The 26848-nt window shown below is 70.0% G+C and carries 21 protein-coding genes and 4 pseudogenes; 10 read left to right on the forward strand and 15 right to left on the reverse strand.

Going from position 1 to position 26848, the window contains the following annotated elements; genetic code table 11:
• Positions 1 to 6 precede the first annotated feature (6 nt).
• The 4 genes and pseudogenes from OH809_RS01700 to OH809_RS01715 all read left to right on the forward strand — a co-directional run.
• Entirely contained in the window at positions 7 to 963 is a 957-nt protein-coding gene (locus OH809_RS01700; protein WP_406415644.1) for a GlxA family transcriptional regulator, read from the forward strand.
• Between the two features lie 103 nt (positions 964 to 1066).
• Positions 1067 to 2065: a type I glyceraldehyde-3-phosphate dehydrogenase gene (gene gap, locus OH809_RS01705; RefSeq protein WP_406415646.1), complete on the forward strand. Its 999-nt coding sequence runs from the start codon at positions 1067 to 1069 to the stop codon at positions 2063 to 2065.
• Positions 2066 to 2250: 185 nt separating this feature from the next.
• The gene (argG, locus tag OH809_RS01710) at positions 2251 to 3696 is read left to right on the forward strand and encodes an argininosuccinate synthase (RefSeq protein WP_406415648.1); all 1446 of its coding nucleotides are present in this window, start codon (positions 2251 to 2253) and stop codon (positions 3694 to 3696) included.
• Between the two features lie 85 nt (positions 3697 to 3781).
• Positions 3782 to 4030, forward strand: a pseudogene (locus tag OH809_RS01715) (transposase); the annotation flags it as partial.
• Between the two features lie 117 nt (positions 4031 to 4147).
• On the opposite strand, the gene OH809_RS01720 reads toward OH809_RS01715, so the two are convergent.
• The 4 genes and pseudogenes from OH809_RS01720 to OH809_RS01735 form a co-directional block, all read right to left on the reverse strand.
• A complete protein-coding gene (locus OH809_RS01720; RefSeq protein ID WP_406415649.1) occupies positions 4148 to 4666 on the reverse strand; it encodes a hypothetical protein in 519 nt (172 codons plus the stop codon).
• 234 nt (positions 4667 to 4900) lie between these two features.
• Positions 4901 to 5917 (reverse strand): annotated as a pseudogene (locus tag OH809_RS01725) (hypothetical protein); the annotation flags it as partial.
• Positions 5871 to 6194 carry a hypothetical protein gene (locus OH809_RS01730; RefSeq protein ID WP_406415650.1) on the reverse strand — a complete coding sequence of 108 codons (324 nt, stop codon included), beginning with the start codon at positions 6192 to 6194 and terminating at the stop codon, positions 5871 to 5873. The pseudogene OH809_RS01725 and the gene OH809_RS01730, both read right to left, overlap by 47 nt.
• A 357-nt stretch (positions 6195 to 6551) precedes the next feature.
• Positions 6552 to 7538, reverse strand: coding sequence for an ArsR/SmtB family transcription factor (locus OH809_RS01735; RefSeq protein WP_406415651.1), 987 nt, complete (start codon positions 7536 to 7538; stop codon positions 6552 to 6554).
• Positions 7539 to 7660: 122 nt separating this feature from the next.
• Here OH809_RS01735 and OH809_RS01740 point away from each other — a divergent pair, with 122 nt between their 5' ends.
• Entirely contained in the window at positions 7661 to 8617 is a 957-nt protein-coding gene (locus OH809_RS01740) for an SMP-30/gluconolactonase/LRE family protein (protein ID WP_406415653.1), read from the forward strand.
• A 325-nt stretch (positions 8618 to 8942) separates the two neighbouring features.
• Here OH809_RS01740 and OH809_RS01745 read toward each other — a convergent pair whose 3' ends face one another.
• The 4 genes from OH809_RS01745 to OH809_RS01760 are packed head-to-tail and all read right to left on the reverse strand — an operon-like array spanning position 8943 to position 12466.
• Entirely contained in the window at positions 8943 to 9713 is a 771-nt protein-coding gene (locus OH809_RS01745) for a type 1 glutamine amidotransferase (protein ID WP_406415655.1), read from the reverse strand.
• Complete coding sequence (locus tag OH809_RS01750; RefSeq protein ID WP_405691165.1) at positions 9710 to 10453, reverse strand: amino acid ABC transporter ATP-binding protein; 744 nt, start codon at positions 10451 to 10453, stop codon at positions 9710 to 9712. The genes OH809_RS01745 and OH809_RS01750 overlap by 4 nt, the downstream gene beginning before the upstream one ends.
• Position 10454: 1 nt before the next feature.
• On the reverse strand, positions 10455 to 11567 hold the full coding sequence (locus tag OH809_RS01755) for an amino acid ABC transporter permease (protein WP_406415656.1): 1113 nt from the start codon (positions 11565 to 11567) through the stop codon (positions 10455 to 10457).
• On the reverse strand, positions 11564 to 12466 hold the full coding sequence (locus tag OH809_RS01760; RefSeq protein ID WP_406415658.1) for an ABC transporter substrate-binding protein: 903 nt from the start codon (positions 12464 to 12466) through the stop codon (positions 11564 to 11566). The genes OH809_RS01755 and OH809_RS01760 overlap by 4 nt, the downstream gene beginning before the upstream one ends.
• Before the next feature lie 191 nt (positions 12467 to 12657).
• Here OH809_RS01760 and OH809_RS01765 point away from each other — a divergent pair, with 191 nt between their 5' ends.
• Together OH809_RS01765 and OH809_RS01770 are read left to right on the forward strand one after the other, a co-directional pair.
• Positions 12658 to 13698 (forward strand): LacI family DNA-binding transcriptional regulator, encoded by a 1041-nt coding sequence (locus tag OH809_RS01765; protein WP_406415660.1) that lies wholly within the window; start codon positions 12658 to 12660, stop codon positions 13696 to 13698.
• 107 nt (positions 13699 to 13805) lie between these two features.
• A pseudogene (locus OH809_RS01770) lies at positions 13806 to 14206 on the forward strand (RNA-guided endonuclease InsQ/TnpB family protein); the annotation flags it as partial.
• Positions 14207 to 14293: 87 nt separating this feature from the next.
• Here the strand turns inward: OH809_RS01770 and OH809_RS01775 are convergent.
• The 3 genes from OH809_RS01775 to OH809_RS01785 all read right to left on the reverse strand — a co-directional run bounded on the left by OH809_RS01775 (position 14294) and on the right by OH809_RS01785 (position 19335).
• On the reverse strand, positions 14294 to 16324 hold the full coding sequence (locus OH809_RS01775; protein WP_406415662.1) for an IPT/TIG domain-containing protein: 2031 nt from the start codon (positions 16322 to 16324) through the stop codon (positions 14294 to 14296).
• 434 nt (positions 16325 to 16758) lie between these two features.
• Positions 16759 to 17502 (reverse strand): IPT/TIG domain-containing protein, encoded by a 744-nt coding sequence (locus tag OH809_RS01780; protein ID WP_406415664.1) that lies wholly within the window; start codon positions 17500 to 17502, stop codon positions 16759 to 16761.
• Between the two features lie 816 nt (positions 17503 to 18318).
• A complete protein-coding gene (locus tag OH809_RS01785; RefSeq protein ID WP_406415665.1) occupies positions 18319 to 19335 on the reverse strand; it encodes a serine hydrolase in 1017 nt (338 codons plus the stop codon).
• Positions 19336 to 19580: 245 nt separating this feature from the next.
• On the opposite strand from OH809_RS01785, the gene OH809_RS01790 reads away from it, so the two are divergent.
• Positions 19581 to 20078, forward strand: a complete 498-nt coding sequence (locus OH809_RS01790; RefSeq protein WP_406425458.1) for a hypothetical protein — start codon at positions 19581 to 19583, stop codon at positions 20076 to 20078.
• 15 nt (positions 20079 to 20093) lie between these two features.
• Here OH809_RS01790 and OH809_RS01795 read toward each other — a convergent pair whose 3' ends face one another.
• Entirely contained in the window at positions 20094 to 20579 is a 486-nt protein-coding gene (locus tag OH809_RS01795) for a lamin tail domain-containing protein (RefSeq protein ID WP_406415667.1), read from the reverse strand.
• Between the two features lie 571 nt (positions 20580 to 21150).
• Here OH809_RS01795 and OH809_RS01800 point away from each other — a divergent pair.
• Together OH809_RS01800 and OH809_RS01805 are read left to right on the forward strand one after the other, a co-directional pair.
• A complete protein-coding gene (locus OH809_RS01800; protein ID WP_406415669.1) occupies positions 21151 to 21345 on the forward strand; it encodes a hypothetical protein in 195 nt (64 codons plus the stop codon).
• A gap of 647 nt (positions 21346 to 21992) precedes the next feature.
• Positions 21993 to 23012 carry an alcohol dehydrogenase gene (locus tag OH809_RS01805; protein WP_406415670.1) on the forward strand — a complete coding sequence of 340 codons (1020 nt, stop codon included), beginning with the start codon at positions 21993 to 21995 and terminating at the stop codon, positions 23010 to 23012.
• A 129-nt stretch (positions 23013 to 23141) separates the two neighbouring features.
• On the opposite strand, the pseudogene OH809_RS01810 reads toward OH809_RS01805, so the two are convergent.
• From OH809_RS01810 to OH809_RS01820, 3 genes and pseudogenes are all read right to left on the reverse strand, one after another.
• Positions 23142 to 23535: pseudogene (locus tag OH809_RS01810) on the reverse strand (AfsR/SARP family transcriptional regulator); the annotation flags it as partial.
• 141 nt (positions 23536 to 23676) lie between these two features.
• Positions 23677 to 24438, reverse strand: coding sequence for a MerR family transcriptional regulator (locus OH809_RS01815; protein ID WP_406415672.1), 762 nt, complete (start codon positions 24436 to 24438; stop codon positions 23677 to 23679).
• Between the two features lie 427 nt (positions 24439 to 24865).
• Positions 24866 to 26710 (reverse strand): glycoside hydrolase family 15 protein, encoded by a 1845-nt coding sequence (locus tag OH809_RS01820; protein WP_406415673.1) that lies wholly within the window; start codon positions 26708 to 26710, stop codon positions 24866 to 24868.
• Between the last annotated feature and the right edge of the window lie 138 nt (positions 26711 to 26848).

The following is a 26848-nucleotide window of genomic DNA, read 5'->3' on the forward strand; positions in this document are numbered from 1 at the left end:
TTTCCCGTGCCAGCCTCCCGCCTTCATCGCGTCGCCGTCCTTGTGCTCGAGGGTGCGAAGCCGCTCGATGTCGGCATTCCTGCGCAGGTTTTCACGACCCGCGCGAGCATGCCGTACGAGGTGCGGGTGTGCGGCGCGGCACCCGGCCTCGTGACCGGCGGCGACGGCCTGTCGTACTACGTCACCCACGGGCTCGACACGCTTGCGTGGGCCGACATCGTCTTCGTCCCCGGCTACCGGTTCCCGGACCGCGACGACCCGCCGCAGGCCGTCATTGACGCGCTGACCGCCGCCCACGATCGGGGTGCGCGGCTTGCCGCCATCTCGACGGGCGCGTTCGCGCTCGCCGCCACGGGCCTGCTCGACGGCAAGCGCGCCACGACCCACTGGCATTACACGCGGGCGCTTGTGGCGAAGCATCCGCTCGTTCAGGTCGACGAGAATGTCCTGTTCGTCGACGAGGGCAGCGTGCTGACGTCGGCCGGCGCCGCCTCGGGCATCGACCTGTGCCTGCACATTCTGCGCGGCGACCTCGGGGTTGCCGCGTCGAACCACGCGGCCCGGCGCCTGGTCGCGGCCCCCTACCGCAGCGGCGGCCAGGCGCAGTATGTGCCGCGCAGCGTGCCCGAGCCGCTCGGCGAACGGTTCGCCGCCACCCGCGAGTGGGCGCTGCACCGGCTGTGCGAGCCCCTCACCCTCGATGCGCTCGCTCAGCATGCGACGGTGTCGCCCCGCACGTTCTCGCGGCGCTTTGTCGAAGACACGGGGTACACGCCGATGCAGTGGGTCATGCGCGCCCGGATCGACGTGGCCCGTGAGCTGCTCGAGCGTTCGGAGCGGAGCGTCGAGCAGATAGCCGCCGACGTCGGTCTCGGCACCGGTGCGAATCTGCGGTTGCACTTCCAGCGCATCCTCGACACCACGCCAAGCGAGTACCGGCGCACCTTCACCCAGGGCGAATAGCCCGCCATCACGTGGCGAGATCCTTTTGGACCATGGCGATCACGCCGCTGTCGCGGGCGGATGCTGGGCGCGAACCTGATGGCGAACAGAAGGGACATCGCTCATGACTCGCATCGCCATCAACGGATTCGGCCGCATCGGACGCAATGTGCTGCGCGCGCTGCTCGAACGCGACAGCGACCTCGAGGTCGTCGCCGTCAACGACCTCACGGAGCCCGCCGCTCTTGCGCGGCTGCTCGCTTACGACACCACGGCCGGCCGGCTGGGTCGCCCGGTGGCGGTCGACGGAAGCGTCCTCGTCGTCGACGGCCGTCGCATCACGGTGCTCGCCGAGCGTGAACCGAAGCAGCTGCCGTGGGCCGAGCTCGGCGTCGACATCGTGCTCGAGGCGACCGGCCGCTTCACGTCGGCTGCGGCCGCCCGCGCCCACCTCGACGCGGGCGCGAAGAAGGTGCTTGTCACTGCGCCGTCGGACGGCGCTGATGTCACGCTCGCGTTCGGGGTCAACACCGACGCGTACGACCCGGCCCTGCACACGATCGTCTCGAACGCCTCGTGCACGACCAACGCACTTGCGCCGCTGGCCGCGGTACTCGACGAGCTCGCCGGCATCGAGCACGGCTTCATGACGACGGTGCACGCCTACACGCAGGAGCAGAACCTGCAGGACGGTCCGCACCGCGACGCCCGCCGCGCCCGCGCCGCCGCTGTGAACATCGTGCCGACCACGACGGGCGCCGCCAAGGCGATCGGCCTCGTGCTGCCGAACCTCGACGGCAGGCTGTCGGGCGACTCGATCCGCGTGCCGGTTCCGGTGGGCTCGATCGTCGAACTCAACACGGCCGTTACGCGCGACGTGACGCGCGACGAAGTGCTGGAGGCGTACCGCGCCGCGGCACAGGGGTCGCTGGCCGGCGTACTCGAGTACTCGGACGACCCGCTCGTGTCATCCGACATCACGGGCAATCCGGCCTCGTCGATCTTCGACTCGGCCCTCACCCGCGTCGACGGCCGCCATGTCAAGGTGGTCGCCTGGTACGACAACGAGTGGGGCTTCTCGAACCGCGTGATCGACACGGTCACGCTGCTCGCCGCTCGCTGAACGGACGCCGGGGCGGTCCCCACCGCCGAAGACCGCGCTGCCCAGCACCTCTCGTCAGCGCTCTGGTGCAGCGACGCTCTGATCCTGCGAGGGTCTGGATCGCCCCGGCTGCGGTGGCTGGGGCGATCGATGTCGTGCGGCGGAGTCGCCTTGCATAATCATGCAGATAAATACATACTCTTCCCATGTCTAAGGTTCTCACCTCCCTGCCCACCGGCGAGCGCGTCGGCATCGCTTTCTCGGGCGGCCTCGACACTTCCGTCGCGGTCGCGTGGATGCGCGACAAGGGTGCCGTCCCGTGCACCTACACCGCCGACATCGGCCAGTACGACGAGCCCGACATCGCCTCGGTGCCCGGCCGCGCGAAGGTCTACGGTGCCGAGATCGCGCGCCTGGTCGACTGCCGAGAGGCGCTGGTCGAAGAGGGCCTGGCCGCGCTCGCCTGCGGCGCGTTCCACATCCGCTCGGGCGGCCGTGCCTACTTCAACACCACGCCGCTCGGCCGCGCCGTCACCGGCACTCTGCTGGTCCGGGCGATGCTCGAGGACGACGTACAGATCTGGGGCGACGGCTCGACGTTCAAGGGCAACGACATCGAGCGGTTCTACCGCTACGGCCTGCTCGCCAACCCCCACCTGCGCATCTACAAGCCGTGGCTCGACGCCGACTTCGTCTCCGAGCTGGGCGGCCGCAAGGAGATGTCGGAGTGGCTGGTCGCCCACGGGCTGCCGTACCGCGACAGCACCGAGAAGGCGTACTCGACCGACGCCAACATCTGGGGCGCCACCCACGAGGCCAAGACACTGGAGCACCTCGACACCGGCGTGGAGACCGTGGAACCGATCATGGGCGTGCGGTTCTGGGAGCCCTCGGTCGAGATCGCCGCCGAGGACGTGACGATCGGCTTCGACCAGGGCCGCCCGGTGACGATCAACGGCAAGGAGTTCGCCTCCCCGGTCGACCTGGTGATGGAGGCGAACGCGATCGGCGGCCGCCACGGCTTGGGCATGTCGGACCAGATCGAGAACCGGATCATCGAGGCGAAGAGCCGCGGCATCTACGAGGCACCCGGCATGGCGCTGCTGCACGCCGCGTACGAGCGCCTCGTCAACGCGATCCACAACGAGGACACCCTCGCCCACTACCACAACGAGGGACGGCGCCTCGGGCGGCTGATGTACGAGGGCCGCTGGCTGGACCCGCAGGCGCTGATGGTCCGCGAGTCGCTGCAGCGCTGGGTCGGCTCGGCGGTCACCGGCGAGGTGACCCTGCGACTGCGGCGCGGTGAGGACTACTCGATCCTGAACACCACTGGCCCGGCGTTCAGCTACCACCCGGACAAGCTTTCGATGGAGCGCACCGAGGACTCGGCGTTCGGCCCGGTGGACCGGATCGGCCAGCTCACCATGCGCAACCTCGACATCGCCGACTCGCGCGCCAAGCTCGAGCAGTACGCCGGCCTCGGCATCGTCGGCACGACCCACCCCGCGCTGATCGGCGCCGCCCAGGCGGCGACCGGCCTGATCGGCACCATGCCGGAGGGCGGCGCCGAGGCCATCGCCTCCCGCGGCGAGGTCTCCGGCGACGACGAGCTGCTGGACCGCGCCGCGATGGAGTTCGGCACCGACTGACCGGTGCGTCGGCCCGCTCCGGGCAGGGAACCGGAGCGGCCGAGCCCGGTCGCAGCCGGGAGGCCGGGGCCTCGAAGCCGCCCGCCGGGCCCAGGACACCGACGAGTGGAAAGAGCGCTACAAGGTCCGGGCCGGCGTCGAGGGCACGATCTCCCAGGCCGTACGCGTCACCGGACTCCGCCGCACCCGCTACCGCAGCCTGCCCGCAACCCGCCTCGGCCACGTCTTCGCCGCCACCGCGATCAACATCATCCGCATCGACCGATGGCTGACCGGCACCCCACTCCGCGGCACCCGCACCTCCCGCCTCGAAGCCCTGATGCTCGCGGCCTGACCACCCGAATCACGCATTCCTCAGCAGAGTCCTTCAGGGCGGGGGTGAAGGCGTCAAGCCCGCTGCCGCAAGGTAAGCAGGAATCTCCTGGCTTCAAGTATCAACCGGGAGAGCACTTCAATCCTCGATATCGCCGATGGCTACGCGGAGGTCATGCAAGCCCTCCAGGATCGCGATGACCGATGCCTCCGTCCGGTCGAGAGCTCGCCGGGTGGCCCGAATGTCACCGCGCTCGAAATAGAGCCGGGCGCTGAGTGCGTCCGTAGCCGCCACGACGGCCGCCCAGGACGCCGCCCGGCGAGGAGGCCCCTCCTCCTCGGTCCCCATGAGCTGCACCGCGGTGAGCTGCAACCGGTTCGCCAGCACGACGGACGAAAGCTGTGAGTCGGGTCCTGCCTGCTCCGTCCATCCGAGAAGCGCTTCGGCGACGTCCTTCAGCGGTTGCCCGCCCATGCCGGTCGAGGCGGTGATTTCCAGTTCTGTCTTGGCCAGCAGGGCGCCCAGCAGTCGCAGCCGGTCCTCGGCCTGCGGGCCCTGGGGCCACACGTCCGGATCCAGTACTGGTTCAGCCCCCAGGGCGACGAGGGCTGCGTAGATCTGCTCCGCACTCACCGGGTGCACGCTTCTGATGCTCACGTTCTCAGCTTCACCGCACGAAGGAGGCAGCGCACGCACCGCTCGCCGGTCTCTGTCGAGGACATCGCGTTGATGCGTTCGGGGCAGCGGCGGCTCAGAGTGCCTTCAGGTACTTGGCGTCTGCTGCCGGACTCGGGGCGTGGCCCCCGTGACGTGCCCCTCGTTACGGGTGTTGGGCCCTGTGGCGTGCGCATCTTCGATCCCTCGGGATGCGCACGCCTGGGCCCTGGGCCCTCAGACCAGGGCCCTGCAGCTTTTTCCCGGGTGGTGCAACCGTGCACCGTGCCGGGTGGTGGGAAGCCGGGGACCCGGGCCGTCCGGGACCGTCTCGCCGTCCCACAGCGTGGTGGCCGTGGCGCGGCCGCCCATCAGGTCGGTGAGATACCGGACGGTGAGGTAGTCGCGCTCGACGATGCCGCGCAGCAGCGTCGCGACCGACACCCGGTTTCCCTCGACCTGGTTGCAAGCCGGGTTGCCCTTGAGGTGGAGGTGCAGCCATTTCGCGCGCCAGCTGCCGTCGCGCCCGCGCAGGAACGCCAGCGGCAGCGCGACCCTGCCCGGGCCGCGCAGCTCCGGCTTCATGCGTACGGTGCGCGCCTCGAAGGGGCGGCCCTGCTGTTCGGCGTCGCGCAGCATGAAGCCGAAGAACGACTCCTTGACCTCCTCGAAGCCCTCTCCCGAGAAGATGTTGACCTGCGGGACGATGAAGGTGCCGCGCACAGCCCCCAGACGCAGGTTGATGAACTCCGAGGCGCCGTCGGGCGCGTCGGTGACGTCCCCGGAGTGCTCGCCCTCGACCTGGGTGAGCGCGGTGTACGACAGCCGGCAGACGGTCCCGTACGAGGCGTTCAGGAGCAGCGCGGACAGGTCGAAGTCGGTGGTGCGGCTGGTCTGCTTGCAGTGGACGAAGAACCGGAGCAGTTCCCCGTCGACCGGGGAGAGGGAGCCGCGGGGCAGCACGCCGAGCCCGGCGGCCGTCGCCTGGCCGCTGAGCGGGAGCGCGACGTCGAGGACGTCGGGGTCGATCAGCAGGTGCCCCGGCTCCAGGAGGCGGCGGCGCGTCTCGGCGTCCAGGGCGGCGATCAGGCGCTTGCGCTCGGGCGGCAGCACGGGTGGACGGGTGTCGGTGGTGACCCAGGCACGGCCGAGGCGGTTGACGAAGACGCGGGGCTCGCCCGTCTCGTCCGTCCGGTTGCGGAAGTGCTCACGGACCGACAGCAGGACCCGGCCGGAAGCCTGCGGGGCGACCTGGCACGTTGGCCGGGAAGTCGGCGAAGTAGACGTTGTGCTGGACGTGGTCGCCGGCCATCTCGCGGACGGTGTCCAGTGTGCGCACGGCGGTGTCGACGACCGTCTCCTCGGCCAGTTCCGACAGATGCTCCAGCAGGTTCGCCGAGAGCTTGAAGCCCACGGACATCAGCGCGGCGTCGAACTGCCGTGCTGCGGCCCCTCCCTGCCCGGCGGGCCCGGCGGGGGCAGGGATGCGGTACGTGTTCCGGATGATTGTGGGTTCGAGACGCTGGGGCATTCGGGCATGGTCCCAGGACCGCGCAGGCCAATGCATTCGGGTTTTCGAACACGGTGTGCACCAGCCGGCGGGCTGAGCGCTCCGCAGGAAGCCGAGTGCCGTATCAACGGGGCCGACCGGGCGGCACCCCGCCCGCAGTACGAGCTGTCAGGTCTGATCAGGTCGGTTCCGCCTCTGAGAGCCTGTCGGGTGACCTTCGATCGGAGAGCGGACGCGGCATGGTGCGTGCGATTCCAAGGCGCCGGGATGGCCTTGTAGCGGAGCTACCAGGGCATTTCGGCAACGCCGGAAGCGTGCGTGCCAGGGCGTGGCCGCCCGATCAGAGGTCACCCGACAGGCTCTGAGCCGGGGCGGGCCTCAGGACGACGGTTCCTCACCCGTCAGCAGGGCCAGTCCGAGCGGGGTCAGGCTGTGCAGGACGGACAGGCCCGTCCGGGCGGTGTCCACCAGTCCGGCGTTCCGCAGAACGGTGGCGTGCTGGCTGGCCGTCGCCAAGGAGGTCCCGGCACGTTCGGCGAGCGCGGTCGTGGTGGCCGGGACGCGCAGAACGGCGAGCACAGCTGCCCTTGTCCGGCCCAGCAGTGGTCCCAGCACGTCGGACGAGTAGACCGGCTCCTCGGCGAGCAGCATCGGATGGACCAGGACCGTCGGCTTCTCCGGCCGGTACATCACCATGGCGCTCACCGCGAACCAGGACGGTACGAGCAGCAGTCCGCGGCCGCACAGCGGGATGTCGTGCCGGGACGTCGACGGGAGAGTCAGTACGGGCGCCTGCCAGCTCCATGTGGGGCTGAGCGTGGTGAGCAGGGCGTCGACCCCGCCGCGTAGCAGCATCTCGGCGCGCACCGCCCGGTCGGCCATGGCGTCGGCCCTCACCCGCTGCCACAGCGGGGCGACCGCCGAGGTGAAGTACCCCTGGAGGTCGCGCTGCAGGGCCCGTCGTGCCGCCGGTGAGCCGTTCGCGAGCTCTCGCGCCCAGTGACTCGGCTGCTCCAGGGAACCGTTCCACCCAGGCGTGTCCGCCAGCCCCAGATCCAGGGCCAGCTGTTCGGCGGGAGTTCCGGTGACGAGGTCGAGTGCGGTGGCGAAGTCCCGGGCCGTCGGCTGTTGAAGGAAGTCCGGCAGAAAACCGTTGCGGGGAACGAGGTCGAGCAGGACACCGGGCCGGGGGCGGGTGTCCCGCATCGCTTTGTGCCACTGGCTGAGGGCGGGGCGCGTGAGGCCCCCGGTGGGCGTCCCGCCCCGGAGACGACGCACGCTGAGTGCCGTTTCCAGCAGGGCGTCGGGAGCCTGGGCCACCGTGACCTGGCGCAGGTCGGCGTCGGAGAAGTGTAAGCGGATCACGCCGCCTGATTATCGGCCCGGCCACGCCTTTCCGCGAGAGCCGAAAGGCGATGCGGCCGGATCGCGTATCGGCCAGGCTCGCGTGGGACACGCCGGTCCATGAACTCCTGGAGGTCCCAACGATGCGCGCCACCTCACGATTCCTCTGTCTCCTCGCCGCCGTCCTGGCCGCCGTCTTCGGCGGTACTCCCGAGCGGGCCGTCGCCCGTCCGCTGCCTCGCACCTACGTCGTCTCCGACGCCCCCGGCGTCCTGCCGGAGGGGATCGCTGTCGACCGGGACGGCACCGTGTACGTGTCTTCCGACGGCACCGGCGCGCTGTACCGCGGCCATGTCCGCGACCCTCGCCTGGACGTGTTCCGCGCCGAGGGAATCGAAAGCCGCCCCAGTTCCCTCGGCGTGCACACCGACAGGCACGGGTGGGTGTTCTCGGTGGGCGGCGCTGTCCTCACCGTCCACGACCGCAACGGGAGGCTGCTGGCCGAGCGTACGGCCGCGCCCGGTCCGCTCGGCGCGCCGGATCTCAACGACCTGGTGATCACGAAGGACGCCGTCTACGTCACGGACTGGGCCAATCCAGTGGTCCTGCGGGCCCCTCTCCGGCACGGCCGCCCGGGGCAGCTCGAACCGTGGCTGGACATCCGGTCCGCGTTCCCGCAGTTCCCGGCGCAGTACTGGCTGCTCAACGGCATCGTGGCGGACCGCTCGGGCAAGACCCTGCTGGTGTCGTCCAACGGAACCGAGGCCGTCTGGCGGGTGGACACCGCGACGCGCGTGATCGAGCAACTACGCCTGGGCGGTGAGTCGTTCGGGGCGGACGGGATGCTTCTGTCGGGCCGGACGCTGTACGCTGTGCTCAATTACGGCGCCCCGCACGGCGTGTACATCGCCGAGCTGGACGAGGAGCTGCGCACGGGGACGGTGACCGAACGGATCACCGGCGAGCCGTTCGACCTGCCCACCGCGCTCGCCCGGCACGGCTGCCGACTGTACGTCGTCAACAGCCAGCTGGATGACCCTCCGGGCCTGCCTCCCTACACGGTCAGCGCGATCGACGACCCGACCTGCCCGCGCCGCTGACGGGTGCCTGCCGCACGACTCGGCGTGGGCGGTGGGGCGATGGGCGTCACGCCCGTCGATCGTCGTGGACGGCGCGTGCGTCAGGGCGCTGCACACCTGCGGCGGCTCCATCGGCTACCGGCCCCTGCCGGCGGACAGCTGAGCGACGGACTGGGAGGTGCCGGAGCAGACCTCGTGCCCGGGCGTAGTCGGTGCGCACCGGGAACCGTGTGTGCACGTGGGGAGTGTGGCGGTTTCGGGGCCTCATATCGACCCGTTGCCGGCGGGGAGGACCGGTTGGACCGACCACGCCCGCAGCCCGGCCGGTCCGACCGTCATCGGGCCCTCATGGCCGCCGCTCCACTGGAATGCGCTGTCGGGCGGACGGGCCCGTGCCGTCGGCAACAATGCACCCCCATTGCTCGGCGAAAGCCCCCCAGAGCGTGCGCAGCCGCTTCTCCTCGCGCTCCACCTCGGCAACGACTCCGCCCGGTTCAAGGCCCAGGGCGTGCAGCGGACCGACGTCCGACGCGCCCCAGGTGCGTATGTCATCGGCCAGCACCTCGGGGTGGAACTGAACACCCCACACAGCCGTGCCGATCCGGTACGCCTGGTGGGTGCAGCGCTCGCTGGTGAGCAGCGCAACGGCGCCCTCGGGCAGGGTGGCCGTCTCCTCCCAGTGCCACTGCACTGCGCGCAACCAGCTGCCCTGGTCCACGAGTGGCGCGAACAGCGGGTCCGCGGAAGCCGCTTGATGGGATATCAGGTCATTGAGTCCGACCTCGGGCAGGGCGGCGTGGCGGACCTCGCCCCCGCAGGCCACTGTCAGCAGTTCCATGCCCAGACAGATCCCCAGTGTGGGAAGGTCCCGGGTTACGGCCTGCCGCAGCAGTTTTTGCACCTTTGGCAGCCAGGGCGCCTGCTCCTCGTCGTACGGGCCCATGGATCCGCCGAGGACCAGCAGCCCGTCGTATGCGTCCAGGGTGCCGGGCAGCGGGTCGCCCGCCCAGGGGCGACAGAGGTCTATCACCAGGCCCTGTTCGGCGAGGCGTTCACCGAACTGGGCCGGGCCCGTGCCGTCCTCGTGCTCCACGACGAGCACCCGGGCGCCGCTCACAGTCGCCCCGCCTCGACGATGCGGCGCAGGAAGGCGCGGGTACGCTCCTGCTGAGGGTCGCCGAAGATCTGCTCCGGCGGCCCTTCCTCCAGCAGTACGCCCTGATGAAGAAAGCACACCTTGTTCGACACCTCCCGGGCGAAGCCCATCTCATGGGTGGCCAGCAGCATGGTCATGCCGCCCTCGGCCAGTTCGCGGACGATGGCCAGTACTTCGGCGACGAGTTCGGGGTCGAGGGCCGAGGTGATCTCGTCGAGCAGCAGTGCGCGGGGGCCGGTGGCCAGGGCACGTACGATGGCCACCCGCTGCTGCTGACCGCCGGAGAGCCGGTCGGGCATGCTGTCGGCCTTGTCGGCCAGGCCGACCCGCGCGAGCAGGGCGCGAGCCTGCTCCTCGGCCTCGGCGCGCGGTATCCCGCGCACCTGCATCGGCGCGAGGGCGACATTGCGCACCACGCTCATGTGCGGGAACAGATTGAAGTGCTGGAAGACCATGCCGACATCGCGTCGCAGCCGGTCCACATCGGTGCCGCGGCCGGAGGCGACATCACCGCCGACCCGGATCTCACCCCCGCTGATCTCCTCCAGGCCGTTGATGCAGCGCAGCAGAGTGGACTTGCCGCTGCCGGAGGCGCCGATCAGGGTCACCACCTGGTGCTGGGCCACGGTCAGGTCGATGCCGCGGAGCACGGGGGTCTCCCCGTAGCTCTTGTGCACCCCGTCGATCTCGATGAAGGCCATGTCAGGCTCCCTTGCCGCGGCGCTGCTCACGTGCCACCAGCCGGTCCACCAACCGGGCCTGCGGGATCGTGATGAGGATGAAGAGCGCCGCGACCACGGTCACCGAGGACAGGTTGAAGTGGTTGGACGCGAAGATCTTCGACTGGTTGAAGGCGTCGATGGTGCCGATGACGTTCACCAGCGCGGTGTCCTTCTGCAGGCTGATGAAGTCGTTGAGCAGCGGCGGTACGACGCGGCGGGTGGCCTGCGGCAGCACCACATGGCGCAGCGTGGCGCTGTGCGAGAGGCCGAGTGAACGGGCCGCCGCGCTCTGGCCGGGCGCGATGGACTCGATGCCGGCCCGGAACACTTCGGCGACGTACGCGCCGTAGGTGAGGGTGAGCGCGAGGATCGCGAACCACACCGGGCTGAGCGAGCTGAGCACCGGCACCTCGGCGAGCGGCAGTCCGAAGCCGATCAGATAGATGACGATGATCGCCGGTACGGCGCGGAAGCCGTCGATGTACGCCGTGGCGAGCAGTCGCAGCGGGCGGCCGGTACGCCCCGGCGCCATCCGGGCGAGAGCGAGCGCCAGCCCCCAGACGAGGATCAGGATCTGCGCGGCGACGGCGATGAAGAGGTTGGTGCCGAACGCGGAGGCAATCTCCCGCAGGCTGATCCCGATCACTTCGCCGTCGAGGAAAGTGCGCTGCACGGCACGGTCGTTGGCGAACAGGAACCAGACCGAGCCGAGCAGGACGAGTGCGGCCAGACACCAGCCCAGTACGGTCCGGGCGTCCTCGCGGCCCTCGGACGCGGCTCGCCGGGCGTCGGCCCGCCGGTCCTCGGACCAGGCCGTGGCGGCCGCGCGGCCCGAGCGCACCGCCCGCAGCGCGGGCCTCAGCAGGGTGAGCACGGCGACGGCCACGACGACCGCACCGCCGGCGACCGGCAGGCCGGAGCCGGGCAGGGCCTTGCTCACGGACTGGGCAGTGGCGGCGGTCAGTGTCACGGTGACCAGGACGGCCGCCACCGCGGCGGCCGCGAGCGGCAGCGCCGGCCGGGGCGCGGTGGCCTTCGGCGGCTCGGTCCGCTCGGTCTTCAGCACGGTCAACAGATCGGAGGACACGCTCACTTGGCGCTCCATACCGGGATCGCCGCCGGGTCCCCGCCGAAGGCCTCGGCCAGGTAGGTGGAGGAGAGCTTGTCGAGCGTGCCGTCCTTCTTCATCGCGTCGATGGCCCCGTCGAGGGCGGCGGAGTTCTTGCCGCCCTTGGGGTACAGCGCTCCGTACGACTCTCCGGTGTCGTACTGCCCGATCACCTTGAGCTTGCCCTTGGACTCCTGGGCCTTGCCGAGCACGATGGCGACATCGGTGAGCGCGGCGTCGATCTGGCCCGCCTGGAGCGCGGCCTGCAACTCGACATCGCCCGCGAACACCTTCGGCTGGCTCTTCGGGTGGAGGTGGTCGCGGACGAAGTCGGCGCCCGTAGTGCCCTGCTTCACGCCGAGCCGCTGGCCCCCGATGTTGTCCTTGGTCACCTTGGACCCGGACTCGACCAGCACGCCGATGTCGGAGGAGAAGTACGGCGATGAGAAGTCCACCACCTTGCGGCGGGCGTCGGTGATGGAGATCTCCGCGAGCGCCATGTCGAAGTCCTGGGCCTTGCCCGCGACGAGCGCGTCGAAGGACACATTGCGCACGGTGAGCTTGGACAGGCCGGCCCGGTAGGCGAGATTCGCGGCCATGCAGTACTCGTAGCCGCTGTCGATCCGGCGCACGGTGTCGCCGTTCCACCAGCCGGGGCTGGGAAGGTCACCGACCACGGTGAGAGTGCCCTTCTCGACGGTCTTGAGGTGAATCGAGCCGCGGGCGCCGGTCACCTTGCACGTGCCGTAGGTGCGGGACCCCTTGGCGTCGGTGGTGTGGGTGGTGGAGTCATCGCTGCCGACCGCGGAACCGCTGCAGGACGTGAGGGCGGCGAGCAACGCGGCGGTGAGTGCGGGCAAGGCAAACGGACGGACGCTGCGCATGTAGCTCCTAGAGGAGAGGTGTCGGGAAGTAGTGGCGCTACACTGCCCAAAACGTTTTTGTACGTCAAGACCTCGAGGTCAGCGAAAGAAAAACGTTTTGGGGTTCGAGGGTGCGGACAGGCCGTTCTCTGGCACTCTTGAGGCCGCCGCGCGTTGGAGCTCGGTGGATGACACGGAAGGGCGACCAAAGCATGACCAGCCGGAAATCGACACGGGCCGGGAAGCTCGGCCGGCGGATCGGTATCCGCGACGTGGCGCAGGCCACCGGCCTGTCCATCACCACCGTGTCCCACGCCCTGCGCGGCAAGGGCCAGATCGCCCCGGCCACCCGCGAGCGCGTCCGCCGCGCTGCCGAGGAACTCGGCTACCGCCCCGACCCCGTGGCCCGCGGACTGGTGTCCGGACGCACCGGCATCCTCGGACTGGCCGTGGGCCACATGTCGGACCGCCCGTGGGCCGGCACCTACCGCCCGTACTATGCGGCGTTCTCCGCCGGCGCCACCATGACCGCCGTCGAGCGGGACTACGCCCTCGTCGTCGTCCCCAGCGATCCGGCCTCCGGGCTGTGGGCCCGCGTCCCCATGGACGGCCTCATCATCGTCGACCCGTTACGGGAGGACCCGCTGCTCGCGGACTGCGCGCGGCGCCGCATGCCGGTGGTCACCGACGGCCGCCCCATCGATCCGGGATACGATGATGTACCCACCGTGGAGAGCGACTTGGAGCATGGCATGGCCGAAGTCCTCGACCACCTGCGGGACTCCGGCGCCACCCGGGTCGGTCTCCTCTCGGGCCCGGAACCCGACGCGTACACCCAGGATTGCGAGCGCCTCTACCGCGAGTGGTGCACCGCGGCCGGCCGGCCGGCGCTCGTCAAGACACCGGCTGCCTCCGAGGATCCGGTGGAGGCGGCGCTACGGCTTCTGTCCGGCCCCGACCGCCCGGACGCGGTCCACGGCCTCAACGAGACATACGGCCAGGCCCTGGTGATCGCGGCCCGGAGACTGAGCCTGCGCATCCCCGACGACCTGATGGTCAGCGTGATGCGCGAGAGCGACCAGTCCTGCGGCACCGAGGACTGGGATGTACCGCTGACCGCCCTGAGCCTGGACGCGCGCCGCCTGGGCGCCGAATCCGTGACGATGCTGATCGATGTCCTGGACGGAAAAGCACCGCGCAATGTGATGGTGCCGTGCAGTGTCGTGGTCCGGAGGTCCACACTCCGTGCGTGAACGGTGCCGGGCCCGCACATGGCGCAGACCAGGTGCCGCTGATGCGGGGTCAGGGATGGCAGCCCATCCCTGTTCTTCGGAGGGAGTCCCCGTCTTCAGGCGGGGATCTTGTACGCGCGCATGGCTTCATCGTGCACGAAGACCTCAAGATCTCCCACATGAGGCGGGCCCCGAACCGAAGCCCGACCCCGGCCGGCTGGGCGGGTTCCTGCCCAACGGGGCGGGTGCGAGGGCGGGACTGAACCGTTCGATCAACGATGCCGGTTGGGGGGTGTTCCTGACGATCCTGAACGCCAAGGCTGAAAGCGCCGGACGGGAAGTGACGGCCGTGGACCTCCACAACACCTCCCGGCGGTGCCCCGCATGCCGGCACACCGTCAAGGAGAACCGGCCCACCCAGGAGAAGTTCCACTGCGTCGCCTGCGGCCACACCGCGCACGCCGACACAGTTGGAGCAATCAGCGTTCTACGGGCCGGGCCGGTCCGTCGCGAAGCCCAACCGTCATAGCGAGGAGCCACCCCCCTCAGGGGGTGGAGGAGTCACAAGAGGGCAGGTGGGTCGGGGCGTGGTCTGGTGCGACGGCTTGCGGAGGTGTCAGATGCCGGGTGGCTGGATTCGGCTGTAGGCGAGTCCGTTGCTGGTGCCGCCCGGGGTGGTCACCGTGACCTGGACGGGTCCTGCGGTTCCGGGCGGGGCGGTGGCGGTGACCTGGGTGGCGGAGACCACCGTGAACGACACCGCCGTACCGCCGAAGCTCACCGTGGTCGTCCCGGTCAGGTTGGTGCCGGTCAGGGTCACCGTCGTCCCACCCGAGACCGGCCCCTGGCTCGGGGCAACCGCGCTGAGGGCCGGCGCCGCGACATAGGCGTAGGAAAGGCTGTTGCTGGTGCCGCCCGGGGTGGTGGCCGTGACCTGCACCGTCCCGCTGCCCGCTGGGGCGGTGGCGGTGATCTGGGTGGCGGAGTCCACCGTGAATGACGCCGCCGCCGTACCGCCGAAGCTCACCGCGGTCGCCCCGGTCAGGTTGGTGCCGGTCAGGGTCACCGTGGCCCCGCCCGAGACCGGCCCCTGACTGGAGGAAAGCGCGGTGAGAGCGGGTGGGTTGAGGAAGAAGTAGGTGAGTCCGTTACTGGTGCCGCCCGGGGTGGTCACCGTGACCTGGACCGGCCCCGCGGTTCCGGGCGGCGTGGTGGCGGTGACCTGGATGGCGGAACCCACCCCGAACGACGCCGCCGCCGTACCACCGAAGCTCACCGCGGTCGCCCCGGTCAGATTGGTGCCGGTCAGGGTCACCGTCGTCCCACCCGAGACCGGCCCCTGACTCGGAGCCGCGGACGTGAGGGCTGGCGCGTTGACGTAGAAGTACGCGCGGCCGCCACTGGTACCGCCTGGGGTGGTGACCGTGACCTGGACGGGTCCTGCGGTTCCCGGCGGGGCGGTGGCGGTGACCTGGGTGGCGGAGACCACCGTGAACGACACCGCCGCCGTGGCACCGAACTTCACTGCGGTCGTCCCGGTCAGGTTGGTGCCGGTCAGGGTCACCGTAGCCCCGCCCGAGACCGGCCCCTGACCCGGAGAAAGCCCGGTGAGGATCGGCGCCGCCAGGTAGGTATAGGTGAGTCCGTTGCTGGTACCGGCCGGGGTGGTCACCGTGACCTGGACGGGTCCTGCGGTTCCGGGCGGGGCGGTGGCGGTGACCTGGGTGGCGGACACCACCGTGAACGACACCGCCGTACCGCCGAAGCTCACCGCAGTCGCCCCGGTCAGGTTGGTGCCCGTCAGAATCACCGTCCCGCCGGGCCCCTGACTCGGTGAAAGCCCGGTGAGGCTGGGCGTGTTGAGGAAGAAGTAGGTGAATCCGTTGCTGGTGCCGCCCGGGGTGGTCACCGTGACCTGGACGGGTCCTGCGGTTCCGGGCGGGGCGGTGGCGGTGACCTGGGTGGCGGACACCACCGTGAACGACACCGCCGCCGTGGCACCGAAGCTCACCGCGGTCGCCCCGGTCAGGTTGGTGCCGGTCAGGGTCACCGTCGTCCCACCCGAGACCGGCCCCTGACCCGGAGCAACCACGCTGAGGGCCGGCGCCGCGACATAGGCGTAGGAAAGTCCGTCGCTGGTGCCGCCCGGGGTGGTCACCGTGACCTGGACGGGTCCTGCGGTTCCGGGCGGGGCGGTGGCGGTGACCTGGGTGGCGGAGACCACCGTGAACGACGCCGCCGTACCGCCGAAGCTCACCGCGGTCGCCCCGGTCAGGTTGGTGCCGGTCAGGGTCACCGTCGTCCCACCCGAGACCGGCCCCTGACTCGGAGCAACCACGCTGAGGGCCGGCGCCGCGAGGAGGAAGAAGGAGAGGCTGTTGCTGGTGCCCCCCCGGGTGGTGACCGCGACCTGCACGGTACCGCTGCCCGCAGGAGACATAGCCGAGATGGCCGTGTCTGACAGGACATCGAACGACACCGTGCTGTCCGTTCCGAACCTCACCGCCGTCGCACCCGTGAAACCACTCCCTCGGAGACTGACCGTGGTACATCCTGAGCCGGAGCGTTGATCGGGATGGACAACAGTCAACGTGGGCGTGGGCAGGGTTACCGCTACTGCGGCCGCCGGATGGGGCTGTTGCGACATGTCCGTGGTACCTCTCTGCCAAGGGCCAACGGCGGGTGCCGGTCGGGGGCCCGTGGGATGTGATGGCTGTTCCCGCCCGCGCCGGCCCCGGAGGTGGCGCTCAGGGAAGCCTTGAACGGTGCGCCGACCGCGGTGGCGGTGTTCGCGGTGATGGTGGCCGACTTGGTGCCGAACTTCACCGTGGTCCCGCCGCCCGGCGACGACACTCGGTCGTACGGCCGTTACCGGGTGGTCGCTGTTGTCCACTGTGTCGCCCGAGCGTGTCAGGTGGCCCGGTACGGGCCGGTGGAACGGAGTAATGGGTCGCGGCCCCCGGCCCGGAAGGGGTTCCGGGCCGGGGGCCCTTGGAGGAGCGGAAGTGGCGTCCTGCGGAGCTACCGCGTCCGCTCCCGGTAGGACGGGTCCCCGAACGTGATCGCGCCGTGGGGGCGCGGTCAGATGCCGGGGCCGGTGACGTACGTGAACGCGCCGGTGGCGGTCGCGCTGCCCGCGTCGTTGCTCACGACGACATCAACGGGGCCTGCGGCCCCGGCCGGGGTGAAGGCGGACACCGCTGTGTCGGAAAGCACCGTGAAGGGCGCCGGGGTGCCGCCGACGGTGACCTCGGTGGTGGTTGCAAGGCCGGTTCCGGTGATGGTCACCGCCGTGCCTCCCGACGTCGGACCGGAGGCCGGAGCCACCGCCGTCACGGTCGGCGCTGCGACGTACGTGTACGACAGGCCGTTGTTGGTGCCGCCCGCCGTTGTGACGCTGACACCGACCGCGCCCGCGGCGCCGGCGGGTGCGACCACAGTGATCTGATTGTCGGACACCACCGTTGGTACGGCTGTGTTGGCGCCGAAGGAGACGCTGCTGGCAGTGGAGAGGCCGGTTCCCGTGATGGTGATGGTCTCACCCCCCGCGGTCGACCCGGCCGTCGGACTGATGGACTGCTTGAAGGGCGCCCCCACGTAGAAGAAGGAGATCGGGTTACTCGCCCCTCCCGCGGTGGTCACAGTGACGCCGACCGCGCCGTTGCCGGAAGGGGAGACGGCGGTGACCTGGGTGGGCGAGACATTGGTGACGGCGGTCGCGGACCGGGTGCCGAAAAGCACCGCGGTGGTACCGGAGAGATTTGTGCCGGTGATGGTGACGAGAGTGCCGCCGCCGCTGGATCCCTGGTTCGGACTGATGGGCATGAGATTCCTCCTTCGCTCGAAATGGGGTACATTTCCGAGCAGTGAGTGAGGCGTTCGGTTCGCCGTACGTCCTCATGCGATGAGGCGCTCCCCCTGGCCAAGTGCTTTGCTGTGACCCTGTACTGATGTTCGATTGGCGGTGTAGGGCCGCCGGAGCACAGTCCGAGTCACCAAGGCGGGGAGGGATCCTGCACATGTCTGCTGCCGCAGGATCGGGAGCGCTTTATCGCAAAACTTGAGCATTCATACGTCTCGCCGATTGGGTTATGAGAATTAACCCACCAGGGTGAATCGGAACACAAGACCCAAAGGCCGGAAGTCAGTCATTCGACTGGGCGCTCAGGAGCGAAACCCGGCACACTCATAGCGCATTCGCGAATAGCCGTTTATAGCTATATATGACTGGCGGCCGGGAAATTTATCTTCCGGGATCACTGTCCGGTATCCGTTCGACCGCCCCTGCCAGGGGCCGAGATGCCTGCTGTTCGACGCCGGCGGCCGCTCCGCGTCCGGTGCGCCATGAGCCGCCGCCTCGCACGGCATCGGCGAGCCGGGAGCATCCGCCGGCGTCCTCGACCGGCCAGCCACGCGCCGCCGGCTGGTTTGCCTTCGACCGTACTCCCCCACCTTCCCCCGCCACCAGCTCCAGCCCCCGGTGATCTCTCTGCAGCTCAACTCACCGTCCTCACCGGTGCGTTCACGGTCGGCCGGGATGTGCATGATTCCCTGGCAGTCCAGAGACGGCGCGGACACCTCCAGGTCCTTGCGCCAGACCGGAACCACCGATCCGACGGCGCCCTGGTGGCGGTTGCGGGGTCAGGCCGTCTGGTCCAAAGCCTGGACGGCCGCCTTGGCCGCCTTCTCCACCAGTTGGACACCGTCCGCCATGCTGACGCTGCCCCGCGACAGCACCGCCACCAGGCGGTCGTGTCCGTCCACCCGGACCAGACCGATGCTGTTGACGTCCCAGCGGCCCGTCGCGGTCCGCTGCAGCCAGCCGTTCTTCAGGCCGGTGACGGGGCCGGCCGCCGACACACCCCAGTCCTGGCCTGCCGCTATGCCGCCCATGAGGCCGCGCAGGCAGGCCCGGGACGCCTGGTCCAGTGGGGAGTCGGTGCCGAAGACGGCGCTCAGCAGGGCGAGCTGATCGGTCGCGGTGGTCTGGGTGAGCCCCCAGTGCCCGTCGCCGCCGCCGGTCGTGCCGGTCAGGCCGAGCCTGCCGTTGGCGGCGTTCAGGCCCGGCGCCTCACCGATCACGCGCCACAGCGCGTCGGCGGACGCGTTGTCACTGATCCGGATCATCGACGCGGCGGACGCCTTCTCCTGCGCCGTGAGCCCGCGGTGCTCGTCCTGTGCCTTGAGCAGCAGGGCAGCCAGGATGTCGACCTTCACGATGCTCGCCGTGTCGTACGTCGTCCCCGCCCGCACGCCGTATCGTGCCGCGCGCCCGTCGGCCGGATCGAGCACCGCCACCGAGAGCGAGGCGGGGGTGGCCGCCACGACCGGCGCGAGCCGCCGGGACAGCGCCTGGTCAGGAGCCACACCGGTCCCGGCGGTCCGCAGGGCCGCCACGGACACCGACGGCGAGTGCGCCACTGTGGCGGACGCGGACGGCAGCGCGAGGATCGCGGCCGGCCGGGCGGTGCCGGACACCGTCCCCGCGGTCGGGCCCGACCGCGGGACGGTCCGCGCCTCGTCGGCCCCGGCCGCGTCGGCGAAGCCGCCCGTCGCCGCCCAGCCGGTCATGACGAGCGCGAGTGCGGCCAGGGCGTAGCGCGAAGGGTGGTGCCGGGCGAACGTGACGACCAGTGGAGCGAACGAATGGCGAGACATGGCGCGAGGATAAAAAGACCATCCGTGAAATAGCTATGTCCCACGTAACAGCTGCGCGACACGGTTCGTGATTCCGCACACACTACCTATAAGTGGACTCTGCGGAAGTATCACTCAATGAGGTCATTAATGAACTTTCCGCGCGGGTCCAGCCGCTCATGGCGACCATGACAGGCGGGCCGCTGTCGAGTCGATGAGCGCGGCCGACCAGTCGGTGGCCGCGGCTTCGTCGGCGGGCGCGTCCCGTGAAGCGGGATCCGGGCGCGGACGCGCCCGGCGCCGCCCAGGCGGCGCCGGGCGCTCGGGTCGCCGCCGTGGACGGCGACCCGCTCTCGCAGGCCGAGCAGTCCGCGTCCCGCTCCGTACGCCCGGTCCGCGACCGGGCCGCCCCGCGAGGCGGAGCCGTCGCGACCCGCATCGAGGACAGGACGGCAAAGGCAGTGGCCGTGTCGCTGGCGAACACCCAGTGGCGGGAGGAACTGCGTTCGGCGGTACTGAAGTCGAACGAGGTCGATCTGCACAAAGCGTCGTTTGCGGCCGTGCTTCTCGCGGGTCTTCTCCGCCGCGAAGTCCAGGTCCTCGATGGCGATGGCCTTCACGCCGATCCGTTTGGACGTGCTGAGCGGCGAGAACCGGGGGCCGCCGACATACGAGAGCGGCGTGCCACCACCCTGTGTGGGTGGTGGCACGCCGGCTCGGAAGGGCGGCACGCCGGGGTCAGAAGGTGCGCCCTTGGTCAGTGACGGGGCAGGGGCCGGTCAGCGGCGGTAGCCCCAGGACTGGGTGTCCACGGTGCGGCCGTCGTCGTCGCGCAGGGTGGCCTTGTCGGCGTAGTTGCTCCAGATGTAGTCCCGGCTGCCCTGGTAGACGTCCCGACGGGTGTCATAGCCGCGCCCGGTGTGGACGCGGACCGTGGCGTAGCCGGGCAGGCGCAGGTCGTCGAAGCGGTAGCGGTTGCCGTCGCGGTCGGAGAGCGTCCATCCGTCCAGGTCGACCGCGCGGCGGCCGGTGTTGGTGACCTCGACCCACTCCCGGTTCAGGGACCGGTTCGACCAGTCGTCACGGCCGGGGCTGTCGTACTGGATGTCGCCGAGGACGACCGTGGAGTACGAGTGGTGGCGGCCGTGCCCGTATCCGTGGCCGTGGTCGCTGTCGGCGGCTGCCGGCATCGCCGCCGCGGCGACGACGGAGCCGGCTGCCAGAGCGGTAGCGGCGATGCGGCGGACGGTACGAGAAGCAGACATTGATATCCCCTCAAGTAAGGGCGCCCAGGACCCAATCAAGGGCCATGCTGCGCGGTGCGGTTCCCGGCCCCTCAGGCCGAGAACCCACAGCCTGGAGCACCTCCCCCGCCACCGGCAGCGACTCCGGTTCGTGTTACTTAATGCGGACATTTCCGTAACTCGCGATTGTATTGATCACACATCCCGCCCGGGCGTGCCCCTGACATCGACTGCCGGATCCACGCACCCGCTCCGCAACCGGGGGCAAGCCTTTTCCGGCCTCCACGCACCCCGCCGCACCGCCCCGCAAGCCACCCGTCCAGCAGCACGCCCATCGGTAACAGCCACGATGCCACGCAATTCAGACACATATCGTGCGGCCGAACACCCGCCCGCAGAGTGCGGCCTTCCTCGACAGCTGCGGGCTGGACAGGTCAGATCAGTACGTGGGTGAGCTTGTCCGGGTTGAGGACGGCGAAGATGCCGTGGATCCGGCCGTCTCGCACATCGAGCGCCACCAGTTGCTCGCCGCCGTCGATGGTGGTCAGCAGCGCGGGGTGGCCGTTGGCGTCGACGACGCCTGGCCTCCCCCGTGGGCGACGGTTCGTCGAACTTCGGCATCCTCGCGCAGACCCGCACGGCGACGAACGGGCCGAGCGGTACGCAGCGGTGCGGGCGCGCGGTGATCCCGAGCGTGCAGAACCAGCGGGCGTTCACCGGGTTCCCGGCTCCGTTGTGGCGGATGCTGGACGGTGACGGGTTCTTCGTCACCGTTCCTGGGCAGTGAGCAGGAGTGAGTCCCGTCTCACCGGCACGCCCCGAACGGTCTTGGGCGCACTGGTACTCCGCTTTCGCGTCCCGGTCGGCGACGCATATCCCGTATGCGGTCCGTCCCGGGCGGGCGGAATCCCTACGACCTGGCCATGTGGGTGTGGCCGGAGGCGACGGGGAGGCCCCGAACCATCTCGCTGGTGACACGGGGGCCCCGACTGCTGACGCCACACCCGGCGTCCCAGATCGCACCGAGAACGCTACGCACACCCCGCCGGGCGTACCCGCAGCTCGTCACACCGTTCACCCCATCGTGTCCACGTTCGCCAAAACGTTGTGCTTGCCCAGCAGTTGTGAACTCCTTGCCGGTCGGTTGGAGGGCGGTGCCCCTCACACAGCAGGACGCCCGCGCTCACCGGGGCTCCGCGCATGATCGGCCGGTCAGGACCTGGAACGGCACGGGCATTCTTTTCCGGGAGTTCTTCGTGCGCCCGGCTTGCCGGGTCCTTCGGGAGATCGGGAATACCCTGAACAGTAATCTCTTGACCGGTTATGTCCTTCGGGAATTCCGTTCTCTGGAACAGCCGTACGAGCCTTGGTTTCGACCGGCATGAGACCGGTCTCGTGCCTCCCCCTTCCCCTTGTCCTACAACGGAGAGGTCCATGAACACGATGCGTGTCGCCCAGGTCAGCGCCGCGGGCGGGAAGTTCGAAATCGTCGAGCGGGAACTGCCGCAGCCCGGCCCCGGCCACGTCCGGATCACCGTCGAGGCGGCGGGCATCTGTCACACCGATGCGGGCTTCGTCAACGCCGGCTTTCCCGGCGTGCAGTTCCCGCTGGTCACCGGCCACGAGGTCGCCGGGCGGATCGACGCCCTCGGCGAAGGCGTGACCGGATGGCAGGTCGGCGACCGCGTCGAGGTCGGCTGGTTCGGTGGCAACTGCGGCCACTGCCTGCCCTGCCGTGAAGGCGACTTCATCGACTGCCAGAACCTTCAGGTTCCCGGCTGGGCCTATCCCGGCGGCTTCGCCGACGCCATGGTGGCCCCCGATAACGCGCTCTCGCGCATTCCTGACGGATTGCCGGCCGTCCTGGCCGCGCCGCTCGGCTGCGCCGGCGTCACCACGTTCAACGCTTTGCGGCACAGCTCTGCCCGGCCTGGTGACCTCGTGGCGATCCTCGGCGTCGGCGGCCTGGGACACCTCGCAGTCCAGTACGCCAACCAGTTCGGCTTCGACACCGTCGCCATCGCCCGCGGCCGGGGCAAGGAGCCACTGGCCCGGGAGCTCGGCGCCCGGCACTACATCGACAGCAGCGCCGTCAACGTCGCCGAAGCCCTCCAAGCGCTGGGGGGCGCCCGCGTCGTGCTCGCCACGGCGGCCAACTCCGACGCGATGTCTGCCACCGTCGACGGCCTGCGTCACCGTGGGCAGCTGATCGTCCTCGGCGTTACCCCCGAGCCGCTGCAGATCAGCCCGCTGCAGCTGATCGGGGGAAGCCGCTCCGTCCACGGCCACCCGTCCGGCACCGCCCAGGACGTCCAGGACACGCTGACGTTCAGCGCGCAGACCGGGGTGAAGCCGATGGTGGAGACGGTGCCGCTGGAGGAAGCCGACGACGCCTTCCAGCGGATGCTCAGCGGCGCAGCCCGTTTCCGCATGGTGCTCACCACCGGCAACTGACCACCAGCTGCAACCGGGTGCGTGGAGCGGGTCGGCGAGCCTTCCCTGCGCGCCCCGGCACGGGCACTGCGCGCTGCATCGCATCCCCTTCTCCCCTGGCCGGGATGACGGACGGCACGGGTTCTCCGCTGCGGCCACGGCCCCGTCCCACAGCGCGAGCCCTGCCTCGGCCTCGGCCAGCGCCCCGCCGTGGTCTGCGGCCCGGGCCCGCTCCGCGCCGGCGGCCGCGCGCAGCGGCAGCGCGGAGCTGTCGACCTGCTCCTCGTCCAGGGCGGGGCGATAGCCGGCCGGGGTCGTGGCGATATCGTCGGAGCCGAGTTGTGAGCAGAGCCGCGAGACCAGCACCTGCACCGCTTTGCCGGTCCGGCAACTCCTCGGGCCACAGCCCTTGCACCAGCCGCCCGGTGCTGCAGCCCGTGTGCAGATCCTCGGCAAGCAGCGCGAGCAGCCCGCGCAGCCGGGGGGCGGTGATCTCCTGGCGGCGGTAGGCCACTTGCGGCAGCAAGGTCAGGTCGGTGGTCATCTGCGCAGATGAACGAGCGGGAGGCGCGTGTGAGCATGGGCCTGTGGATCAGGAGGTGTGTACGCTGCCCGGCTGTCCCTGTCAGGGCCGGAACGCCACGCTTGGCAGCACATCAGGAGCGCCCCGGTGGCCGGTGCCGGCTCAGCTCAGCCGGGTGGTGGCGTATACCTCGATGGCGTCCCGCTGGTACTGGGCCAGGCCCGGCGCGATCGCCTCGTACGCCGCGCGCCACTGCTCGTTGTCCACGCAGGCCCGCCCGATCGCGCGATACTCCGCGGCGCGGACCGTTCGGAGCTCGGCCAGTGCCCGGTACTGGGCATCGATCTCGGCCTGCACCGGGCCGGCGTCGGCGGGCGTTCCGGCGGCCAGGAGCTCGGCCAGCCGGATCATCTGCGCTGTGCGCTCGCGGTGTCCCGCGTCGATCTCGGCCTGGCTCATCGTCGAGGTGTGCTGCTCGATCCTCTCGGCCAGCTCCGGGAAATCACGCAGGCTCTCTGTGTACTGGGCGGGCTGGACGCCTTCGAACAGGTTCTCCGGTCGGTTGATGCTGGTCATGGGTCTGCCGTCCTTTCTGGACTGCTCCAGTTCGGTGATCGTGCGGGAGACGGTGCCGGCCAGGGCGTCAAGCCGGTCCCGCTCGGCGAGCAGCCGGCGGTGGTGGCCGCGCAGGGCGTCCAGTTCGTCGACCTGCGCGGCCAGGATCCGGCCGATCTCGGACAGTCCCAGTCCCAGCGCCCGCAGTACGAGGATCTGTTGCAGCCGCAACAGCTGGTGCGCCTCGTAGTAGCGGTGGCCGTTGGTGCCGATCCGGGCGGGTGGCAGCAGGCCGATCTGGTCGTAGTGCCGCAGTGTCCGGGCCGTCACGCCCGACATCCGGGCGACCTCCGCGATCGGCCAGGTCATCGCTGCCCCCTCACGAGTGCTTCACCGGGCCGGTCTCTCCGGGCCTGTGAAGGACGGTAGAAGCTGCCGCAGCGGCAGTTTCAAGCCCGGCACCCAGAATCTGCGCCCCACCGGGCCCTTCGTGCGCGTGCACCGCCCGGCCGGCCTGCGCCGTCGGCCCCCTGTGCGGTCCGATCCGCGTCAACCGCCCGTGGCAGCGGTATGCGGCGGCTGGGGTGGCGCGTCGGGAAGCGTCGCCACCGGGGGCATCCACCGCACAGTGCGCCGCTTTCCTCGGGCCGGTGACCGATCGTGAGCACGGCGCCCTCGGTGGTGCAGCGCACCTCCTGGCGCAACGGCGACGGCCGTGGGCGCAGGCCCGCAGACGGCGGCCGCAGGCCGGGCGGTGCCGGGCGGCGTGTTCGGGCGTCCCTCGGATCCGGCGGGTTCAGCCGAGGGCGCGGTCGAGGTTGAATGCGGCGCTGATGAGGGAGAGGTGGGTGAAGGCCTGCGGGAAGTTGCCGAGTTGTTCTCCGGTCGGTCCGATTTCCTCTGCGTACAGGCCGAGATGGTTGGAGTAGGTGAGCATTTTCTCGAAGGCCAGGCGGGCCTCCTCCAGGCGGCCGGCCCGGGTGAGGGCTTCGATGTACCAGAATGAGCAGATCGAAAAAGTGCCCTCCGTGCCCGGCAGGCCGTCCGGGCTGGCTCCCGTGTCGTAGCGGTAGACGAGCGAGTCGGCGACCAGTTTCGTGCCCAGGGCGTCCAGCGTCGCGAGCCATTTCGGGTCGACCGGGGAGATGAACTTGACCAGGGGCATCATCAGCACGGAGGCGTCCAGGACGTCGCCGTCCAGTTGCTGGACGAAGGCGCCGGCCTCGGCCGACCAGCCGCGTCTCATGATCTGCCGGTAGATCGCGTCACGGCTCTTCCCCCACCGGACCAGATCGGCAGGCAGGCCGCGCCGGGTCGCCATGCGCATGGCCCGCTCGATCGCCACCCAGCACATCAGGCGCGAGTACAAGAAGTCCCGTCGTCCCCCGCGGATCTCCCAGACGCCTTCGTCCGGCTGGTCCCAGTGGTCGCAGACCCAGTCCACCACGGCGCCGACCTCGTCCCAGCGGTGGCTGCTGATGGGCTGCCCCCACTTGTCGTACAGGTAGATGGAGTCGATGAGCGCTCCGTAGATGTCCAGCTGGAGCTGGGTTGCGGCGGCGTTTCCCACCCGCACCGGGGACGACCCCAAGTACCCCTCGAAATGGGTTATTTCGTGCTCGGGCAGCTCGCGGCGTCCGTCGATGCCGTACATGATCTGCAGTGGTCCGGTGGCCTCGTCCTCGCACATGATGCAGGAGGACAGAAAGCCCATGAACGCTTCGGCCTCCGATGTGAAGCCCAGCCTGAGCATGGCGTAGATGCAGAACGCGGCGTCCCTGACCCACGTGTACCGGTAGTCCCAGTTCCGCCCGCATCCGATCTCCTCGGGCAGGCTCGTCGTCGGCGCAGCCACGATCGCGCCGGTCGGCGCGTAGACGAGCAGCTTCAGGGTCAGCGCGGAGCGGTGCACCATCTCCCGCCACCGTCCGTGGTAGCGCGAGGCGCCCAGCCAGTGCCGCCAGAAGCGGACTGTGGCCTGGAACTCGTCCTCCGCCTCGCGCCGGGCACACCCGCGCACAGCGACCTCTGCCCCGATCCGGTCGAGGGCGAAGACCGCGGACTCGCCTTCCAGCAGCTTGAAGTGTGACCAGGCGTCCGTGCCGTCGCATTCGAGCGGCACGGTGGCCGTCAGTGCCAGGGACAGGTTCTTGGATTCGAAGTACGCCCTGTCGCCCTCAAGGCGTGCGCTGTGCGGCTCGGTCCCGTATCCGAAGCGGGGAGCCACCCGCGCGGTGAACGGAAGCGAGCCCCGGACGCAGAGCAGGCGTCTGATCAGCCGGTGCCGGTGGACCTCGCCCGATTCGTCGCCGATGGGCATGAAGTCCTGGATCTCGCCCACCCCGTCCGTGGCGAAGAACCGTGTGATCAGCACATTGGTGTCGGGAAAGTAGAACTGGCGGGTCCGCGCGGGCACGTCGGCGGCCAGCTGAAACGATCCGCCCCGGTCCGCGTCCAGGATGGAGCCGAACACGCTGGGTGCGTCGAATCGCGGGCAGCAGTACCAGTCGATCGTGCCGTCGGTGCCCACAAGCGCGACGGTACGAAGGTCGCCGATCAGGCCGTGGTCGGCGATCGGCAGGTAGCGCGGGGAACCCGCCCCTTGCCCGTATCCACTGCATCCGGCACTCTCGAACGCCATGCCAGGCCTCCCTGCCACCGCGGCGCCACCGCCGTGAAGCCGAAAACAACCCTGACAGCAGTTTAAATCGCCCACGCATTTGTACCTGGCTCTGCTGCTTCAGCCGCCACCGCCGGGTGCCGCGCCGCGGATGTGGCG

Source organism: Streptomyces sp. NBC_00873 (assembly GCF_045207415.1).
Taxonomy (GTDB): Bacteria; Actinomycetota; Actinomycetes; order Streptomycetales; family Streptomycetaceae; genus Streptomyces.

Excerpts from the sequence above, each read along its gene's own strand:
- gap (WP_406415646.1), top strand. The coding sequence starts at position 1,067 with ATGACTCGCATCGCCATCAACGGATTCGGCCGCATCGGACGCAATGTG.
- argG (WP_406415648.1), top strand. The coding sequence starts at position 2,251 with ATGTCTAAGGTTCTCACCTCCCTGCCCACCGGCGAGCGCGTCGGCATC.
- OH809_RS01730 (WP_406415650.1), bottom strand. The coding sequence starts at position 6,194 with ATGCCCCAGCGTCTCGAACCCACAATCATCCGGAACACGTACCGCATC.
- OH809_RS01740 (WP_406415653.1), top strand. The coding sequence starts at position 7,661 with ATGCGCGCCACCTCACGATTCCTCTGTCTCCTCGCCGCCGTCCTGGCC.
- OH809_RS01750 (WP_405691165.1), bottom strand. The coding sequence starts at position 10,453 with ATGGCCTTCATCGAGATCGACGGGGTGCACAAGAGCTACGGGGAGACC.
- OH809_RS01760 (WP_406415658.1), bottom strand. The coding sequence starts at position 12,466 with ATGCGCAGCGTCCGTCCGTTTGCCTTGCCCGCACTCACCGCCGCGTTG.
- OH809_RS01765 (WP_406415660.1), top strand. The coding sequence starts at position 12,658 with ATGACCAGCCGGAAATCGACACGGGCCGGGAAGCTCGGCCGGCGGATC.
- OH809_RS01775 (WP_406415662.1), bottom strand. The coding sequence starts at position 16,324 with ATGTCGCAACAGCCCCATCCGGCGGCCGCAGTAGCGGTAACCCTGCCC.
- OH809_RS01780 (WP_406415664.1), bottom strand. The coding sequence starts at position 17,502 with ATGCCCATCAGTCCGAACCAGGGATCCAGCGGCGGCGGCACTCTCGTC.
- OH809_RS01785 (WP_406415665.1), bottom strand. The coding sequence starts at position 19,335 with ATGTCTCGCCATTCGTTCGCTCCACTGGTCGTCACGTTCGCCCGGCAC.
- OH809_RS01795 (WP_406415667.1), bottom strand. The coding sequence starts at position 20,579 with ATGTCTGCTTCTCGTACCGTCCGCCGCATCGCCGCTACCGCTCTGGCA.
- OH809_RS01805 (WP_406415670.1), top strand. The coding sequence starts at position 21,993 with ATGAACACGATGCGTGTCGCCCAGGTCAGCGCCGCGGGCGGGAAGTTC.
- OH809_RS01815 (WP_406415672.1), bottom strand. The coding sequence starts at position 24,438 with ATGACCTGGCCGATCGCGGAGGTCGCCCGGATGTCGGGCGTGACGGCC.
- OH809_RS01820 (WP_406415673.1), bottom strand. The coding sequence starts at position 26,710 with ATGGCGTTCGAGAGTGCCGGATGCAGTGGATACGGGCAAGGGGCGGGT.